Raw genomic sequence first — 17,924 nt, 5'->3', positions numbered from 1 at the left:
TTGCAAGGAAAACAACTGCTTACACAAGATGATTCTGAGGCGACCCGCTATCTGCGAGTCCGGATAATTTCGGAGTGCCTCGGTCTATCGATCTCAAAGATTTCAGGCAAGAAGTGTTGAACCCAGCGATAGATTGCTTGTGTACGCAACGTGGCGTCTTCGTCAGGAGGAATAATATTCCCGACCCACCGTCGGACTTCTCCAAAACGTCTAGGTTGCGCAGCAAAATCGATTAACGACGCAATGGTCGGTTGCATGATCAGTGAGGCAGCTACTGCAGCGTTGAACTGAGTTTCATTCTCGCACCGGGATACGGCAAGGTACTTAAGGTCTTGTATCCCGACCGAAACCTGCGTGTGCGGGTATTCCCCCATGCTCCGCTGGATATCGAATAGCGCGTCCGGCCTGCGATACCTTGGGAACCAAGGGCTTTTGTACCCGAGATTCGCGCAGGAAAAGTCGTCAGCATCATCAGGGAAATCTGCACCAGGCGGAATTGGAATCTGAGCGGCCGCAATTTCCACCAGTTTTTGCATCTCATCAGTTGCGCAAGTAGATCGAGAATGAATTTCCGATTCAAAATGATCAAGCGGCCTGGACTTGATGAGTAATTCAACGTTACTCGGGTTCGTCCACCCTAGGCCGCGCTTTGTTAGATTCGCAGATCCCACGTATGCGTCATCATCGAAGCGGTAGTACTTGGCATGAAGCGGAGGGAGGAGTCTGAAATCAGAATCTTGATAGGAGTTGACCAAAGCGCGGCAGCCGAGGTCGCTCACGCCAGATGCGACCTCGGCTGGATTCCAGCGCGTCACGACAGTAATCCGAACATCCAGTTTGACAGCCTTGAGTAGGCGACGCAGCGGTGCTTCCTTGATGAATGGCGCTACGAGCCAGATCTCCCTGACTGCCTCGGCTGCGGAGGACTCGAGTGCGCCTCCGTGCGGGGATTCCAACTAGCTTCCCCGCATGAACCGTGAGGCCACGCGACCCCAGTCAGTCCGGATGTCCTGCAGGGTTTCTCGACGTACGGGATTCTCTTCTTCATCCTCGTACCGGGCCCACGCCATCAATAGCAGGCGCAGACCGCGATTTGCGCGAGTGAGACGACCCGCCAACTCGTCGCGGCTATCGTCCTCAGAAATTTCAGTCTGAAGTGCCTCGACGAGGTGCCCGTAGGCGGGATGATTGATATTCAACTTGATGACAATCTCACCGGCGACTGGACGTACGTTAAAAAAGGCACCTCCGTCGAGTGGGCCATCGGTGAACGAATACTTGACGCCATGGCGAACTATATCTTCAGAGATTTCTCGAGCTTGTTCTGCCGAGTATCCTGTTTCTTCGAATTCTTGTTGCAATGCCTCCACGCGTTCGTGGTCCGGAAGTGCCTCCCCGGCGTCACTTTCGCCTTTACGGCCTTCTTCTTGAAGCTTCTTAGTTACTTCCGTGGCCTGAGCTTCGGCAGAATCAGAGTGTCGCAGGCGCTGCTTGATCTGGCCTTTTGTCTGAATCTTGATGACCTCGCGGATACCACGCAGGCGCCGCACGACCGTGCTTACCACGTCAACAAGCGGGGCTGCAGGATCATCATTCTCCTCCATCTCATCCTTCATTTCGGCTGCGCTGCGAACATCATCCGCGACTAAAGCTTCAATGGTTGAAGTAATCTCGCTGAAGTGACGCGCGGCCTGCTTGTTGTTGGTCACCCCGAATAGTTCGTCCAAAGCAGGGGGGAAGTCAACTTCAACGCCCCACCAGCGCTCCCTCGGATCGTAGCCATTTACCAATGACTGGTCGAGGTCGAGCTCCCGTCCTGCGCGCATGAGGGAGACCCCGATATTGTCTTTCGCGTGCTTGCCATAAGGTGTATTGCCGGCTTGAGGCTTCTTTCTGACTTCATCTTTGGCCACGGTAAACCGAAGTGTGACGGGGTAAAGTGTTCCATCACTCGCCGGCAGCTTGTGCTCGACCTCCCACAGATCACCATCCTGCTGAAACATGGGTGTTGTATCGTATGGCGCGGGGGTACTCGACGGAGTTATCAAATAGATCGGATCGTTGACTTCGGCAAACCGCGCGCGTCTCGCCGCAGAATAATGTTCGGCGTCATACTCCGCAAGTCTTATCGTGACCTTGCCCTCATGAAGGTAGCGGCGGTACATTCGTCCGATTAGGTATTCGGAACGGTCAATAATTGTACTCGCTTTACGCCACATGACGCGGTCGAGTCGAGACCATACAACAAGAGTTCCGGAGTTTCCGATCTGTTCGGCTACGCGATACCATTTTTCGGGAACGGGGTCGATTATGGGCTCTGGAACCGAATTCTGGTTCCCCTTCTCGATCTCTGCGAGGTCAATGAATGTGTAGTTTGCCTGCTTCGGTCCATCAGTCCACGACCAGACCTCCACTCTTTGGGCCTGAGATATCGAGGCACTGGGAAGGCCCATTCCGAAGCGCCCAATTCCAGATCGATCTCCAAGGCGACTGCCATTGCCGAATTGCAGTGCAATGCGCAAGGTCTTGGAATCCATACCACAGCCGTTGTCGAGTACGGCAATCTCTTTGATTCGGGATCGCTTTCTTTGCTGAACAAGCTCTTCTACTTCGCCCGCCAGTAGCTCGACCTGGGTAGCTCCAGCCTGGATGGAGTTGTCGATCAACTCCGCTACTGCGTATGCGGTATTCTTATATCCGTTGTCGCGCATGGCTGCGACTGCGAGACGGGTTGGCACCAGGTCGTAGTTAGCTTCGCTCATCAGTACTCCAAACGTCGTCCCAGTTTGTAAATGCTTCCGACATATCGCCGAATCCGGGTAGTGAAGTGTCCACAACGGTAACGATCAACGCTTCTGCATTTCCCCCGGCCCGTATGCCTCTCGTCGCTCGTCCTACCATTTGGCTGTACAGGACAAGTGACTTGGTGGGACGGGCAATTATTGCGGCGCTTGTTTCAGGGGCGTCAAACCCAGTTGTCAAGACGCCAAAATTACATAGAACGCGGTGCTCACCGTCATTGGCGCGAAACTGCTTGATCAGACGTCTGCGCTCGATTGGATGGGTTGCGCTGGTGACAGATGCTGCGTTTACTCCGCGTGCCGCAAGGACAGCGGCGAGAGTGTTTGAATGCTCGGTCGTTGTTGCAAATATGATGAGTCGCTTGTGGGTCGCGATGAGTGATTCGGCCCGCATCAAAATTAGCAACGTTCGTACGTCGTCCTCGGCGAGCTGATCAAGAATTGCGGAAGGGATGTCTGTGGCGGCTGCGATTCTTTCAAGATCTTGGTGATCAAGATTGAAACTTCCGGTATAGGTGAGCGATTCAAATTTTGCGTTCGCCAAGTATCCTTCATCTATCAGATAATCAACCGGATTTGAATACCCGGAGATTCTTAACGATACCTTCTTGTAGTCAAAGAATTTCGCAAGCTTTGCATCTTCGTCAAGATCGTTCCAGGTCCGGCCAGGGGTGGCGGTGAGTCCCAGGAGTGACGTCTCTGAGTGACGATCAACGAGGAGCTCGAGGGTTTGCTTGTACGTGGGCGCGAGCGCTTGGTGCGCCTCGTCGATGACCACGAGGCGGGCACGATCGGCCAATCGTGACCAGGTCATGTAGTCGGACTTTATGGACGCTCGAATCTTGTCTAGGCTGCAGACGACGAGCCCGTCAAAGTGGTTGTCGAGTGAAATGGGGTTCCCGCCCCAGAAGCGCAGCACCGGAGCTGGTCGATTGCCGAGCGCGGCCCATGCCCGCTCAAACTCATTGGCGGCTTGATCGCACAGTTCCTCGCTATAGGCGAGCCAAACCGCCATCCGAGGTTCGTCCGCACGGAGGTAATCCGAGATCAAACTCATCGCCGTACGTGTCTTGCCGGAGCCAGTAGGCATGTGAAGCACGACCCGTCGACGGTCCCGGCTCAAGGCCGCGTTCGCCTCGGCTGCTGCTTGTCGCTGGTGTGGAAACAGTTGGTACGCAGGCTGAATATCCCAGGCGTCCTGGCCGCCTTGCTCCTTGGCTGGTGGCGGCTCGTAGGGGACGCCGAGCAAGTGATGAAGTCTGACCTCTAGGCCTGAGCCCTTTGAGATTCGTAGGCCGTCAAGTGTCGAGTACGGATCCGACTTACCTCCGCTACCCAATTCGAGTCCTGCAATGAGAGCCTGCGCCTGGGCGGGCGACAGCATACGAAACAGCACTTGCCGGCTGGCCTGGTTGCGGATCAGATCAGAAGGGCTGCGCGTTCGCGTTAGAAGCTCGCGAAGCCGACTCGGCTTTGTTAGATCCGGGTCCAGTTTGAGTAGTAGCCTAGTCACGGAGGGGCCTACCAATTCACGTAGGGATTCCTCGTCCGCTCGGGCTATGAGAGTACTGAACCTTAGTTCGACCAAAGATGACCCCTGTCGCTTTCGCTCTGTCTATATGTCCGGTGCACGACTGGAAATACCTGCGACGAATTCTACAAGGCGCAAACCGAGCACTGAGCAGAGTCGTCGTCATCGTCGAGAGCGTCACCAAGGACTTCCCACACCGTCTTATTCGCTTTTCTCTTCGAGGCCTGTTCCATTGCGGCATTGTGGCGCTCGATAATTTCTTCTCTGCGAGCGTGCAGGTCGGGTAGTGATTCCCCACCTGACCAGGTATATTGCCGACCCTTCATCGCGTACTCGCCGAAGGATGCGTCGCCGTCTGCACCAGCATCTTGACGCACCTTCGATTCGATCGCGACTGCTCGATCGAACAGGTCAGGATGGCGTTCTGCCAATCCGACCCACTCGGCTTTTCGCTGGTAGAAGCAGAAGTAGCATCCCGACCGAGTGCGCCACTCGTAGTACTTTGGAAGACCGATGCCAGCCTCTTCAAGGATTTTCAGCACACCAGCGTGGTCGACGCCGTCCTCGACGAAGGGCATGACAGTCTGGATATTGGGTTTTGTGCTGACGTATCCCTTGCGGCTGGCCTCATCGGCCCGAATAGCGACGTAGGAGACCGCCTTCGAGTCTCCGATCCAGTCTTCGAGCGGTTCGATCTTCATCTTCTTCGTGCACCACCGCATCTGTGGCGACGGCAGAGCGCCGCGAAAAACCTCAAACCAGTGGTCGAAGCCCTTCTTCGCATTCAACCGAGCAATTGGCTTCCCAAGAGCGACTTCGAGACGGTCAAGGTACTCGTAGGTCTCAGGAAGCTCAGCACCTGTATCGCAGAAGAAGTACTCCATGTCCGGAACCCTGTCGCGCATATATACAGCGAGTGCGCTCGAGTCCTTACCGCCGCTGATTCCGCAGATGTGGCGGACTGTCTCAGGCATGTCCGGCTTCCTTCCGTTTGGTCTCGGAGGCGGGGGTCTCCGGTCTTGCTTCGTCCTCGAGAACCAACCTTGCCAGAAGCATCCGACAGGCAGCCGTCCGTGATCCGAAGACGGGTTCCAGCTCTGCGATCAACGGCTCGAGGTACTCGTCTATCGTCTGTTTCTCACGGTCTGTTACCGCTACGAGATGCGTCTGTTCGCGACCATCGGGAAAGGTCATTGTGACTCGGCTGGATGTGAACCGGTCCGCCTCCGCAGATGCGGCCAAGCGTTCATATAGGAGGGCCTGGGTGCGTCGCATGGTACCGCCGACCTCGGCGGCTTTGAGGGGGAAGCTGTGTGCCACCTCGTCGGTCCACGACCGTGGAGGTTGCCCTCCTGCGACAACCATCGCGACGTTCTCGAGCCAATCCTTGTCCTCTAGAGGCCGACTGAGGGCCGTGACAAACGACTTCAATCGGGGCTCGAGCACTCGACCGTCTAGTTCCTCTGCTTGTCCCGCGAGGCGCTTCTGAACCTCGGAGAGGGAGCCGACGACGGACGTGGCATCGGCGAGATGCTGGAGTACCTCGTCGAGAAGCGTGTCGTACGCCCTGCGGAGTTCCAAGATGACTTCGGCGAGCGAGTTCGCGTATTCCTCGATGGTGTCCGGGTCAGCTTCCTCGTCCGGGAGGAATGGTGCTAGGCCGAAGGAGGCAGGCAAGGTCTCAAATAGGAGGACGTCCGGCTCTACTGCAGTCTGGAATGCCTCACGAACAGAGATCGCAACTGGAGAGATCCCCTTCTTGGTTTTCAGGCTATAGGGCGGAAGAATTCGTAATTCTCGGAATAGGGCGGTAGCGATGTTGAGGAAGGTCGGATTTCCGGACGCCGAGGTGACCTGCAGTCGCTCGGCGAGGGTTCTCACGACCATCCCACGATTTTCACCGTGGATTCCGGTGTTTCGAGCTGTGAAATGACCCGGATTCCGTACCAGTCGTTCTGCAACAGCGTCGTCGATGTGCAGGACAAGACTGCCGTGCTCGTATAGAGCGATCTCATCGTCCATATGGATGAGGCACGTAACGATGAGGACAGGAAAAACTCCGGCCTTCAGTCCAATCGGCGGCGCAGCAAGGGTCTTGCATACATCCTGCAAGTTGACGCGGCGGTCGGTGGCACTCCTGAAGGAGCGCTCAATTGTCTCCCAAACGTAGCGCCATTCGGGGTCTTTCGGAACGCTCAGTCCCCACCGCTCACCATCGAGCCGTCGATGGACACCGGGAGTGCGATAGAGAGCTTCGTATATTGCGCGTTCGGGTCCGTACCCCTCAAGACCGAACTGTGGGCGCTCTGGAGCCTGCAGGAGCGCTTCGATCAGGATGCGGCGCGCCTTAGCGCCCTGGCTGGTCAGTTCCCGACGTGCAATCATCTCGTTTGCGACGCGAGGAGTCGCCGAATACACCATGTCGGATACATCCGATAGAAGCGCCGAAATGCTCGAGCTCGCGGAGAGTTGGGCTCCATTGTTGACCAGAGTCCACGTAGATTCCTGTGTCCAAGTGCGAGCTACGGCATTCCTCAAGCGCTGTTGCGCGGTGGCGGTTCGTTCCACGAGCTCCCGGGTAGCCACCCAGTCGGCCTTCTCCGACTCTGCCGCTTTGAGCGCGAGTTGCAGCGAAGCTGCTTCGTAGGCCGCCTCTCGAACGGCCTCGAGATCGCTGGGGGTAACGACAATGACCGGCTTGCTGAAATCTCGCCCTTCGAGCGCAATTGGCGGCGAGTCCACGGTCGCGTAAAGAACGAAGCCGTCCCAGTTATCGTCCGCCTCTTCGATTTCCAGTTCCTCGAAGTCGGTGAATTGCTGCTGGAAGACTCTCAGTACCCCTCGTCGCTGGCTGTGGCGGCTTGCCACAATGGGATCGAGGACGGTGGCGGAGTTGAGCAAAGATGCCAAGTCGAGGTCGGCGCACTGTCTACGCGCACTCTCGGTTGCCCGCCGGAGATCGTAGTCCGAACCTTGCCAGACACGATACTCATCGGAAAATGTCCGGTAGACGACCAGCCCGGACTCTTCCAAGGAGTTCAGGACCGCGTCGACCTCTTCCGGCGATTGCATGCCATCGCTGCTACCCGAAAGACAGAAGTGGAGCATCGCCCGAGATGCTCGGATTTTTCCCCCGCTCGATACAAGATTGAGAACGCCAATCGACTTGAGGGCGCGGAGCTGTGTGGACAAGAGACCCGCGGTATCCCTGATTCGAGTCTCGATCTCGAGCCATCGACTAGCAGTGTCGGAGACACCGATCATAGTGGTGGCGGACTCCAGGAAGTAGTCGTACACCCGATCGAGGCCGAGCAGAGGAAGCTGCTCGTTGGCCTGCCACTCGGCTTCGTCCAAGAAAGCTGGGACTGCCAGGGGCTCTGAGCCGGCCATGAACGAGAAGAGAGTTCGCTCGTTCTGTCCGTATCTGGTGCACAAGTCGGGGAGCACCGCAAGAGTCAGGGGGTGAAGGGGGATACCCTGCTGGGATTCCCCCATCATTCCCCTGAGGCCGAGGTCCTCGAAGACCTGCTTGCGATCGTGGACCCATTTCCGCGCCGGAGCGTCCAGCTTTTTCGCGCGTCGCTCCAGGCTTGCGACAATCAATCGGCGGGATTGCTCGGGTGTCTCAATGAACGGAATATCATGGAACCGGCCTTGGACTTTGGCCCACTCTCTGCGGCGTGCCGCTGAGGTCTCTTGCACGTAATCGTCGAAGGCGAGGTGTTGCATCGTGATGACGATGAGAGGTAGAGCCGATTCGCCTTGAGTTAGCTCTGCAAGTTCTTGGAGCAGGTAGGGGTCTCCCTGGTCGTTTGAACTGGTGTATGCCTCCAGGTTCTTTCCGAATTCGTCAACGACCAGTGCTACCGGATGTACAGCACAGAGCTTCCGGACTGTATCCAAAATCTCCGAAGTAGTCACAGGCTCCTCACCCGCTCGGGCGAAATGCTCCGGAACGGCGGCGAGCGCTGCCTCTGAGGATCGGTTCGCTCCCGAGTGAAGTGCCCTTGCGATGGTCGCCGCGACGGGTTCTACGCGAGCAGTCCCAAATGCTCGAACAAACCCACCTTCTAGCGCGTTGAGGCCTCGTAGACCGTCGTCCACGGTGCGCTGGACCTGCTCGTCGACGGCGCGCAGGGCTTCGTGGGCCGCCGAGAATTCAGGTGCTGAGGCAGGTGCAAGGAGGCCGTCGAGAAATACGGCCAGCGACGACTTGCCGACTCCATGCGGGCCCGTAATAGAGAACGTGCGTCCAGCGGAGGCGTCAAGAAGACCTCTGCCGATTCTGGAAACAACGTCGATCGCACGACCAGTAGGAATGTATCCTTCGATCGCATGTGCTCCGTGGTCCCGCTCGACATTGGCCGACCGGCTGAATCGTGGGCGAGCCCGCACAAACTCCGACAGAACGCTCATGCCACAGTCCCCTTCTTGCCACGCTTCGAGCCGGTCTGGCCGGAGTAGATCGATTCCTCCGGGCTTGTGAGAAAGTCGCTGTAGAGCGGCTGCATGGCGGAATGGCCTGCGACTTCGAGATCATCAATTTCCAACGTGCGGTCGAGCTTCCTGTAGTGAGAAGCGAGAACCGCCAAGGCCGCGAGTGCGGGCTGATCGTCTACGACCAGTTGGCGACTGCCCGCAGGTCGAGCAACTCGAAAACCGCCGGCTTCGAGGGAGGCGGATTCAAGCGCATCTACGATCTCGTGCTCCGTGATCTTCAGGAGGCGTCCAGGGGAGCCCGGGTCAAGCGCGAGCCGCGTCGAGGAAACCGTCCTGCTTCCGCGATCATGTTTGTCCATATAGTCGAGGCATGTATATGCGATCGCGGTCGGAGAAAGGCTCTTCTTTTCGCCTCGCACGAATCGAAAACTCTTTCTCGATCCAGGGGATGGCTGGATGATTTGGAGCTCCCTGAAAGGGGAGTCCAGCAAATCGTCGAGGGTCTGGCGACCCTTAGTTTCCCGACGCGTGTACATCCGCAGCAGGCAGTCGGCATCCTTGTGGATGCTCGACTCTCTAGGCTTGGCCCACGTCGTTGCAGCTATTTCATCGACGCAGAATCTCTGCAACTCTTCTTCGGTGAACTCGACGGCGCTGAAATCATTGAATGCTAGACGCCAGACCGGTAGGAAAGAAGGCGTAGAAACCGCTTGCCAGTGGAGGAGCCACAAAGTGGTTGTGTCCTCCATATACGGATCGAAGCCATGATGATCATCCAATAGAGCATATCCGAATCGAGTCGGAACCGTTGTCGTAACCCGCGATTTTTCTGGATGGGGTACGCGTGTTACGACTTTTACGGCGGTCGACCAAAATCGAATAGCGTCTACCATGTTTTTTCCGACGCCCAATGCGACTGGCGCGTGCGGCATATTGAAAATATCGGGATCTGAGACGGCGGCGTCGTATCCCTTTTTTATCCATCCGAACCGCGGATGGAAAGTCTGATGGTTCGCGAAAGTGGGGATAGCGGCTTGCTCAAGCGTCATCGAGGAACCTTTCCAGATCTCCTGTAAGTTCGCGGACGCGCAGTGCAGCCGCAGATAGCTTTGCGATCGATGCCCGTATGTCTGATTCGGTGGTAGGTGTGCCGATCGAGAGCCGGAGTGATTCCCCGGCCTCTGTCGTAGATCGGCCCATCGCCAGGAGCACGTGAGAAGGGGTGGGCACCGCGGATTGACACGCGCTGCCTGATGACACTGCTACGTCGGGCATCGAAGCCATGACGGCTTCCGCATCGGCTCCCGCGATGCGCACATTGAGCGTGTTGCACACTCGCGGCGCGTCGCCCCCATTTATCTCGACTGAGCCGAGCTCTTGGAGACCGTGCCATAGTTGGTCGCGGAGTACCGTGAGTCGATTCATAGTCTCAGGCAGACATTGGGTGGCGAGCTCTGCTGCCAGGCCAAAGCCGGTAAGAGCTGGGGCATTCGACGTACCGCCGCGTAAGCCGAATTCTTGTCCCCCGCCGCCCAAGATGGGGAACAAAGCCTTCTGGGTGTGTCGAGAAGCGATGAGAGCACCCGCGCCTTTCGGTCCATACAGCTTGTGGCTGCTGCAAACCATCAAGTCGGCGTGGGTACTGACGTCGGTGGTGTCACCTTTTCCTAGAAGCTGCGTTATGTCGCTGAAGAACAGTGCACCACGGCTGTGAGCGATGACGCTGGCCTGTTCAACCGGACCCATGACCCCGGTTTCGTTATTTGCGGCCATCACGGCAACAACGGAGACCGAATCGTCGACCAATTCGTTCAAGCGAGACAGATCGAGGAGTCCGGAGTGGTCGACCGAAGCGATGCGCACCTCCCCGCCGCCAAGGCGAGCACCTGCTTCCGCGGCCTGGATGATGGCCTTATGCTCGGTGGCGCCGATCACTACATTTGGTCGGCGTGAGTCTCCTAACATCGCGCCGATGATGCCGATGGCGGCGGCCTCGCTAGCCCCCGCAGTGAACACGATCTCGCGCGGCGTTCGGTGGACGGCGGTCGCGAGTCTCTGCCGGGCGTGCTCGACTAGCTCGGCGGCCTGCTGACCTGCGCGATGCTGGGTACTAGAGGGGTTGGCATACGCGTGAGATGCTTCTTGTACCAGTGAGGCCACGCGTGCGTCCACGGGCGTCGAGGCGTTGTAGTCGAGGTAGATCATTGTTCACCGATCCTAGTGGGCGGTCCTGGGGAGCAGTGCTCGGCCGTGCTCTCAAGGTCCTCTAGACCCTTGCACATAGGACTGACACGAGGTCGGGCCCAATTGATACCTCCACGCCGACCAGAGTTCGCAGTGATGCTCGCGCGTGCGAAGGTATGGCTCGAACCATGACTCAGTGTCCAACCGCTTGTCGTGTGTAAGTGTTGAAGTGTTACCTAGTCGCCATACCACGCCTGACTGCGTAAGGCTGGGCCGCTTCGCGCGGGTGCTTTGCAATCAAAGGAGAGCTTTGGCTTTCTCTAGCTGGATTGCGCATGGCTTGGTTCGGCGTGTTCGGCCAAATGTACGCAGCGTCGAGCTGTCCAGCTCGTCGTAAGACATGTTTGGTGAGTGTTGCTTCAAGAAATGCATTGCGTTGGCAATTTCGGTGGGGCTGATGTGTTGAATAGGGCGGTCGACTTCGTTCGAGTTGGGGCGAAACTCACTCCACGTTTCAGGAGTGATCCCGTCGGGCCACACAAACTTTTCATCGTCGATTAATAGACCCGCGGACCTTGCCTGCCTGACGATCTTGGATGCACGATTGGAGTATAGCTTCCGCACCCCGAACGATGCGGCAACATGCTGGGCCAGCCGATCGACATGAATGGGGCCCTCAGCTTCCACAATCTCAACGGCTACCGCGCGGACTTTCTGCTTTGCTGCCAGTTTGGGTAGATCGTCCAGTACGGAAATATCGCCGACGGGAACAGGTTCCCACGGCTGGAATGAGAGTCGAGCGTTGCCAATTATGCTTGGCTGTGCGACTGGCTCGCGAATGAAAACTTCAGGGCTCGGGGAGACAAGTTCAGACTCCGGCCCATTCCTGGATTCCGTTAACGAGTTCGTGCTGTCGAGTCCTTCGGATTCAGATGAAGCGATAGAAGTAGGGGGCGAAGAAATCTCGGCTGGTGCGATTCCTTGCTCCTCGACGTAGGCCACAAGTGCCTCTTGACGAAGCTCATTCGCTCGCTCGAGCCCCTGCTTGTCGCCAAAATATTCCAGGAGGCGGACGCAGTAGTCGTGGGCGCGCCAAGCGTCTAGGCACGTAAACGGATCGCCATGAGCCCGCGCATTGCGCACGATTGTAAGCTCACGACCAAGCGTTCCGACGGTCTGTCGGTTGTCATCGAACGGGTACCCCAGCTTTCCGAGACGTCGGGTAAACATCTTGAGTTGGGTCTGAAGGTCCGTCGCGCTATACAGCTTCGGCGGCCTTCCCGCGAGTTGGTCCAGCTGTGTCAATACGACGGTCCAGGGATGGTCAGGTAGGTCAGCAGCGAACCTGGCAGCAATGATCGGATCGAGGCGATCAGCGAGGTGGTCGAGGCCGGCAGATACGGACAGTTTGGGATTAAATCGCATGCAGAAGTTCCTCGGGGAGCCGGACTGTCCTCTCTGCGAGAGGCGTTCGTGGATGGTCGGTAATAGTGTCGTAATTGTTGGAAGTATATGTCCGCGATGGATGCCCAATACCGTGGCGATGGTCATGCCCTAGGAGCTGTGCGTGTTAGCTGATCACCACGCATTGCCAGGGCGAGCGTTACCCGGGGAGGTGACGCGTTGGGATGTCAATTCGTATGCTTGGTCGACCCTGACACCAGTGCGATGCCGAGGTCCACTAGTAGCTGGCGGGGGGTACCAATGTCGCCGCGGATCGTCCATGTTCGGTCATGCGGTGGTTCGGCAATCGCCGCGAACGCACGCGCCTCCGCGGCCGGAAGGGGGTTGGTCACTCGTAGTCGAACTCTGGTATCGGAGTCGGACCATTGCGCGACGGTAGGGTTGCCACCTCGCGTGTCCAGTCCGTACATCAGTCGCCGGACATCATGCGACAGCTCGACGCTGAGCGCTAAGACCCGGCCCTCCGCAACATCGACGATGTGATGTTCGTTCAACTCGGCGAGACCGGATATGCGTGCAAGGTGACGGCCGTGGACGTCGTCAGTGAGATCGAACCAGCGGTCTGCTTGCCTGGCACCACGTCGCGCACGCACAGGTCGGTAGACCTTGACTGCGTCGAAGTCGAAGGGCTCCGGCGCCGGGGAAAGCGACATCAACAGGAACCCTTCGGTCCACTCGGAGAGCGGTTGGCGCGGTCGGCCGATCCAATCGTCGAGGCCGACAACGGGCAGCGCGAGCTGCGAGACGATCGAGAGATCGGAGAGCCGACGCGTCGCTCCGTTCAGGTGAATCGATGACCGAATCTTCGAATCGAGGTGGCGGAGCGGAATTCCGCTTACCAGAAGCGCATTTTCCTTGCGGTCCGTGAGTTGCACAACCGAGCCGGGGACGGACAGCCACTGTCCACGTCGCAAGGCTGCGACATCTCCGACGGTGGCGAGTTCCTCGAGACGATCGTGCAGAACGCGGCGTCGGTCGACCTGGTCGACATCGCCCTCAGTAAGTGCAGAATCTGCCTCCATTGCACGGTCGAGCAGCGTGCGCGTCGATACCGGAACTCGTCCCGCAGTCGACGCCCATGTCACGGCGCGGAGAAGTTCGAAGCTTAGTTCGAGCGAGGACGTGGCGCGAGGAAGACCAAGCGCAGAACACATGTGATCCTTCGGATGGTACTCGTTCGCTACTTCGATCCGTGGTGACCCAGTGATCATGCGAACCTCTGGTGCAGGCGCTGAGCTAGGTTCTGCAATTTTTGTGGACGGTTTTGATCCGTCTTGGGAACCAGGCCGAGGACGTCGCTAACCGCGTCGGTGAGATTCACGCCGGACAGACTGGTTGCGAGAGCGGGGAGGATCACGCACTCGAGAACCGATGTGGTGATCGCACTGGAATCCTGTAGTTCGATCAGGCCTGTGGCGAAGCGACGCGATGTGTCCAGCAAGCCATCATCAATGACCCAGATCGCGCCGAGCGATTCTTCGAGCTTCGATACCAGCGAAGCTGACTGGGGATGGGGACCAGACACGGACTGACGATCGATGGTCGTCCGAGTAGGCGAGTTCGCGCGCGTTCGTCCGGGCTTCGGAACATCGATGGCCACGGCATAGCCCCACATGTCGGGACTTACGGGCGCTGTCGTCGTCCCGACTGCAGTTGTTGCCGCGAACAGCAAGTTCTGGTCGGGGACGACGCGCGCCACACCGACCATTTCGCGGGCAACCTCGGGGACCGTGATGCCTCGATCGTGTGTTTGAAGCCACGGCAGAAGGTACGACTCTGTAGGGGCCTGATTGAACGAGTCGAGGACGAGGAGGCCAGGGCCGCCGTCGCGTACCCCAGCGTCGGCGCCAGGCAGGAGTCCGCTGTGCACCCGCGTAGCCGGGGGGTTTGCTGCGCGAAGGCCGAGCAAGTCGACCGGATGGAGAAAATCGTGGCCCACCGGCATCGAAGTAATGCGTCCAGAGCACACTGCCGTGGCATACGCGGAAAGTGCTGCTGGCCCGCCGTTGCCGGTCAGGACAGGAAGCAGGCCGGCGCGGACAGCAGCGTGGATCCGGTTCAATACCGTGGCATCGATTCCAAAGGCCTCGCCAGCTGCGCGGAGCAACTTGCTCACCGACGTCTTTTCGCGCGGCGTCAGCGAGGAGCGGCCACTGAACGGATCGATAGCGGTGTAGATCTGCTTCGGCTGCGTCGATGTTGCTGATGAGCCGACGCCGACTGCACGCAGGATGACGGACTCGCTGAGCAAGTCAGAGGCATCGTCGACCAGTTCGGCAATACGGTCAGCGACGGAGTTCTCGATCGACTCGAGTTGTCTGCTGAGATCATTCTTGGCGGATTCGAGCTCCCGCTGAGTCTTTTCCAAGAGTGCTCGCGTGCTGACATATTCCTTATCGAGCGCCGATTTCTCGTCGCGAAGTTGGGAGAGTATCGAATTTTCGGTTTCGATATCCTTCCGGACCTGCTCCATCGCTTCAGCGACAACCTGGCTGCGGATCGTGGCGCGGTCGCGCTCCAGTTCGGCTTTCACGACCGGATCACCGCGCAGGGCTGACGCGATCTCCCTTGTCAGAGTACGAACCTCGTCACTCTCCTCGCAGATTTTCAGTGCGCGAGTGATCCGATCGAGTTTGTACTGGCGATCCTCAAGGCGATCGCCCTCGCGTAGCAGATCGGCTGTCTTCTGGATCAGGTTCTTCGTCGCCAGGAATCCAGGAACAGGGATGGATTCCTTTTCGGCCAGAGATACAGCATCCCGGAGCGCAGTCTTCAGTACCTCTGCGTCGGAGCGGCAATCGAGACTCCCAGTCACGGGGGACGTCGGTGCGCAGTAGTACCGCGAGTTCGGCAGCTGGAAGATTGCATTCTCTCCGTGGCCTTCTCGGTACGGAACACGCTCGAGTCGAAGGGAGTCCGAAGGTATGTAGAACCTGCCGTCCTCGATACGAGGCGTGAGCGGGCCGAGCAGAAGGTCGCCCTTGCACCAGGCGAAGATGTCAAGTCCAGCGAGTACCTCCTCGCCAGCTGGCAACCGCGAGGTTGTCAGTCGTTCGAGTGCTTCGTCGTACGAGAAAAGACCGTAGTCGAGGAGGGGAGTCAGGAACTCTGCGTTCCTGACTGTATACGCGTCCCGTTCGCCCTTGCCCTCCTCGAGATCGAAAGCGACTGCTGATCCAGGCGAGACGTCAAGGTGCGGCTGCCGCCAGAAAACCAGCCCGCGGCTGGGATAGTCCTCGGGCTGTGCGGCCGTCCAACCGGTGCCGACGTCGTTGTACAAGGGCGTAACGAATGCGAATCGGTCGTTCCGGAAATCCACCATGCCGACGACACGCGTTCCTGGTTTCACGGTCATGGTCACACCTTATGTAGAGGGTTCGTGGGATCGGATGGGCCCCTCCTCCTGCGGATCTCCCAGTGAGGATCAGTGGGTTCGTCGGCATGGTCGACCGAGAGTTTGTATGCTTCCCGCCATGCCATGCGTGATCGGGTGCTCCTATCCTGCGATTCGACCCCGCGCATCAAGCGGCTACGGGACACGGGTGTCGCAGACTGATGGGTATGTAACCGCACGAATCCGAGATTTCCCGCCCTTACCTCGATCTCGACGGAGTCCGAGAGGCGTTGCATGATCCACTCGGCTGCGGCGCTTGCCTCGGCGTCCCATGAAGATTCAATCGTATTGTCGCCCGCAACGGCGGTTACCGAAAACCTCAGTGCGGGTACGGTTGTTCCGATCCTGAGGGTGTCTGCCTGATTCGGGACCTGCTGCGTCGAATATGGCGGGAGTAATTGATCGTTGAAGCGCAACGACCACAACGGCACGCTTGTCGGTTCCGCCGTAACACTTTCGGTGATGATTTCAGTCTGAAAGGCATCACCTGTCGTATCGGTGCGGATACGGAGTGGCCCACTTTCGATCGCCGAGACGAAACATGCGGGGACTGGCGGGGTGGTGCGGCTGCGCCTGAGGGACTTGGCATTGAAAGTCGCGTGCGATTCGGCGGCAAGCACGTGCGCTTGGGGTGATGGAACAACAACGATTGGCTCGCCGAGGAGGTACCGCGGAACTCCACCGGGCCCGTACTCTACAGCCGGGGTGGCGAGGCGAGTTCGGGTCGTTCGCTGCTCGATGCGCGCGACACCGAATCCTGCTAGCCACCTGCGCGCCGCGCTGTTGAATGACTTCGGCAGGCGTACGAGCCACGCGTGCCAGGTGTTCTCCGCCGTCGCGGTCGAGTCGAGGGTCGTGATGTCTAGGGTGTTGGGAGGCATGGCGCGAGCAGGACCGACAGCAACGACGGTGTCGCCCCATCGCACAGCGGTTGCCCAGTCGTAGCGCCGAAAGGCCCCGCCGTGGTGGGGAACGAACAGTGTGCCCTTCGGCGACAGTCCAGCGAGTTGGGTACGCCACCGGTCGGGGCGGATCCCATTCGGCCATTTTCCGCTCGTCTGGATGATGCTGCTCTCACGGGATGGCTGCACTAGAACGCTGGACCGTCCTGATCCGGGCCAGAGCGACGCCGCGCGGATCTTCCGCGGGGCGGTGCCGGCGCGGTGAAGTGTCAATCCGTCGAACGCGAGTACCGACGGAACCGTGCGTTCAGCTTCCTCTAGTGTCAGTGATTCGAGGTCGATGAACAGAGACCAGCGGTTTCTGTCGGAGTGGAGTCGGAGTAACAGTGGGCTGTAGCCATCGAGCATCGGGTCACGTGCGTGCCCGTATCGATTGCTGCCGGGATGGTACTCCTCGCAGAGGGGGGTACCTTCGTCCTTCTTATGTGCAAAGTGCGCGATCTTGGACATCCCATCGCGCAGGTGAACACGTCCACAACAGCACGGGCATACATACCCGTCGTGGCGCTGGGCGTCAATGGCCAGTACGTGCTGTTCGCGTGTCAGATCGAATGCGCGGTCCATCGGACCGAACCTCCGGCTAGCGCGATCCGCGAGAATGTGTGGTTACGGGCTGCCGAAGAACCCGGGGGAACGGCCGGAGCTCGACCGCATACGACGCCGAGGTTGGGCGCCAGGTTCGTCTTGGCCATTCGGTGGCGTTCTCCTCAATCGACTTGTTCGGACCATCTCTGTTCGATCGACACGACCGCCTGACGGCGCCCGACATACGGCAATTCGTGAGTCGGGAAGAGAATGTTACGGCGGATTGACCACGACGTGGCGTCAGGCTGTCGATGCCCGCTTCCCCTCGCGGCGCCCAACTGGATTGGCACCGCGGACTTGCCATTACGATCCTGCATGAATTCAGGGCAGGGAGTCGCCATCGTGCTGGGCGTCTCCAGTTGAGGGGGCGTCTCCAGTTGGTGCTCTGTGGCGAAGCCGGTGTCACCGCGCGGGAACTGTCGATTGACTCGAATGCGAATCGCTACGGGGGGTCGTCAGCAATAAGGCCTCGGGCGCGTTGGGGCTACGTGACGGCCTAGGCCGTGTTTCAAATGTGGATCCGCCGAGGGATTCACTGCCTCACCTGGCGTGTCATGACAACT

Annotated in this window: 11 protein-coding genes; all 11 read right to left on the bottom strand. The window is 58.6% G+C overall.

The genetic code is table 11. The features are described 5' to 3' along the window. Nucleotides 1-47: 47 nt before the first annotated feature. Nucleotides 48-956 (bottom strand): phospholipase D family protein, encoded by a 909-nt coding sequence (locus tag A8G15_RS29670; RefSeq protein ID WP_082899675.1) that lies wholly within the window; start codon nt 954-956, stop codon nt 48-50. Next, on the bottom strand, nt 957-2,762 hold the full coding sequence (locus A8G15_RS29665; RefSeq protein ID WP_082899674.1) for an ATP-binding protein: 1,806 nt from the start codon (nt 2,760-2,762) through the stop codon (nt 957-959). It abuts the gene before it with no gap. Further along, nucleotides 2,749-4,050: a DEAD/DEAH box helicase gene (locus A8G15_RS29660; RefSeq protein ID WP_245687715.1), complete on the bottom strand. Its 1,302-nt coding sequence runs from the start codon at nt 4,048-4,050 to the stop codon at nt 2,749-2,751. The genes A8G15_RS29665 and A8G15_RS29660 overlap by 14 nt, the downstream gene beginning before the upstream one ends. Nucleotides 4,051-4,457: 407 nt before the next feature. Beyond that, a complete protein-coding gene (locus tag A8G15_RS05575; protein WP_068156377.1) occupies nt 4,458-5,306 on the bottom strand; it encodes a phosphoadenosine phosphosulfate reductase family protein in 849 nt (282 codons plus the stop codon). Further along, the gene (locus tag A8G15_RS05570; protein ID WP_245687714.1) at nt 5,299-8,748 is read right to left on the bottom strand and encodes a P-loop NTPase family protein; all 3,450 of its coding nucleotides are present in this window, start codon (nt 8,746-8,748) and stop codon (nt 5,299-5,301) included. The genes A8G15_RS05575 and A8G15_RS05570 overlap by 8 nt, the downstream gene beginning before the upstream one ends. After that, nucleotides 8,745-9,821, bottom strand: a complete 1,077-nt coding sequence (locus A8G15_RS05565) for a DUF4007 family protein (RefSeq protein WP_068156373.1) — start codon at nt 9,819-9,821, stop codon at nt 8,745-8,747. The genes A8G15_RS05570 and A8G15_RS05565 overlap by 4 nt, the downstream gene beginning before the upstream one ends. After that, nucleotides 9,811-10,977, bottom strand: coding sequence for a cysteine desulfurase family protein (locus A8G15_RS05560; RefSeq protein WP_068156369.1), 1,167 nt, complete (start codon nt 10,975-10,977; stop codon nt 9,811-9,813). The genes A8G15_RS05565 and A8G15_RS05560 overlap by 11 nt, the downstream gene beginning before the upstream one ends. Before the next feature lie 276 nt (nt 10,978-11,253). Further along, nucleotides 11,254-12,507 (bottom strand): DUF3320 domain-containing protein, encoded by a 1,254-nt coding sequence (locus A8G15_RS29655; RefSeq protein ID WP_245687713.1) that lies wholly within the window; start codon nt 12,505-12,507, stop codon nt 11,254-11,256. 80 nt (nt 12,508-12,587) lie between these two features. Then, entirely contained in the window at nt 12,588-13,505 is a 918-nt protein-coding gene (locus A8G15_RS05555; RefSeq protein ID WP_156665263.1) for a hypothetical protein, read from the bottom strand. Between the two features lie 122 nt (nt 13,506-13,627). Beyond that, nucleotides 13,628-15,775 (bottom strand): hypothetical protein, encoded by a 2,148-nt coding sequence (locus A8G15_RS05550; protein ID WP_156665262.1) that lies wholly within the window; start codon nt 15,773-15,775, stop codon nt 13,628-13,630. A 2-nt stretch (nt 15,776-15,777) separates the two neighbouring features. Further along, nucleotides 15,778-17,340, bottom strand: coding sequence for a competence protein CoiA family protein (locus A8G15_RS30435; protein ID WP_156665261.1), 1,563 nt, complete (start codon nt 17,338-17,340; stop codon nt 15,778-15,780). Nucleotides 17,341-17,924 lie beyond the last annotated feature (584 nt).

It is taken from the genome of Rhodococcus phenolicus, assembly GCF_001646785.1.
Taxonomy (GTDB): Bacteria; Actinomycetota; Actinomycetes; order Mycobacteriales; family Mycobacteriaceae; genus Rhodococcus; species Rhodococcus phenolicus.
Note: the sequence above shows the minus strand (reverse complement) of the source record. Positions and strands in the feature narration are given on the sequence as shown.

Coding starts and splice junctions, on each gene's coding strand:
- A8G15_RS29665 (WP_082899674.1), bottom strand. CDS start 2,762: ATGAGCGAAGCTAACTACGACCTGGTGCCAACCCGTCTCGCAGTCGCA.
- A8G15_RS05570 (WP_245687714.1), bottom strand. CDS start 8,748: ATGAGCGTTCTGTCGGAGTTTGTGCGGGCTCGCCCACGATTCAGCCGG.
- A8G15_RS29655 (WP_245687713.1), bottom strand. CDS start 12,507: ATGACCATCGCCACGGTATTGGGCATCCATCGCGGACATATACTTCCA.
- A8G15_RS05550 (WP_156665262.1), bottom strand. CDS start 15,775: ATGACCGTGAAACCAGGAACGCGTGTCGTCGGCATGGTGGATTTCCGG.
- A8G15_RS05565 (WP_068156373.1), bottom strand. CDS start 9,821: ATGACGCTTGAGCAAGCCGCTATCCCCACTTTCGCGAACCATCAGACT.
- A8G15_RS30435 (WP_156665261.1), bottom strand. CDS start 17,340: ATGGACCGCGCATTCGATCTGACACGCGAACAGCACGTACTGGCCATT.
- A8G15_RS05560 (WP_068156369.1), bottom strand. CDS start 10,977: ATGATCTACCTCGACTACAACGCCTCGACGCCCGTGGACGCACGCGTG.
- A8G15_RS05575 (WP_068156377.1), bottom strand. CDS start 5,306: ATGCCTGAGACAGTCCGCCACATCTGCGGAATCAGCGGCGGTAAGGAC.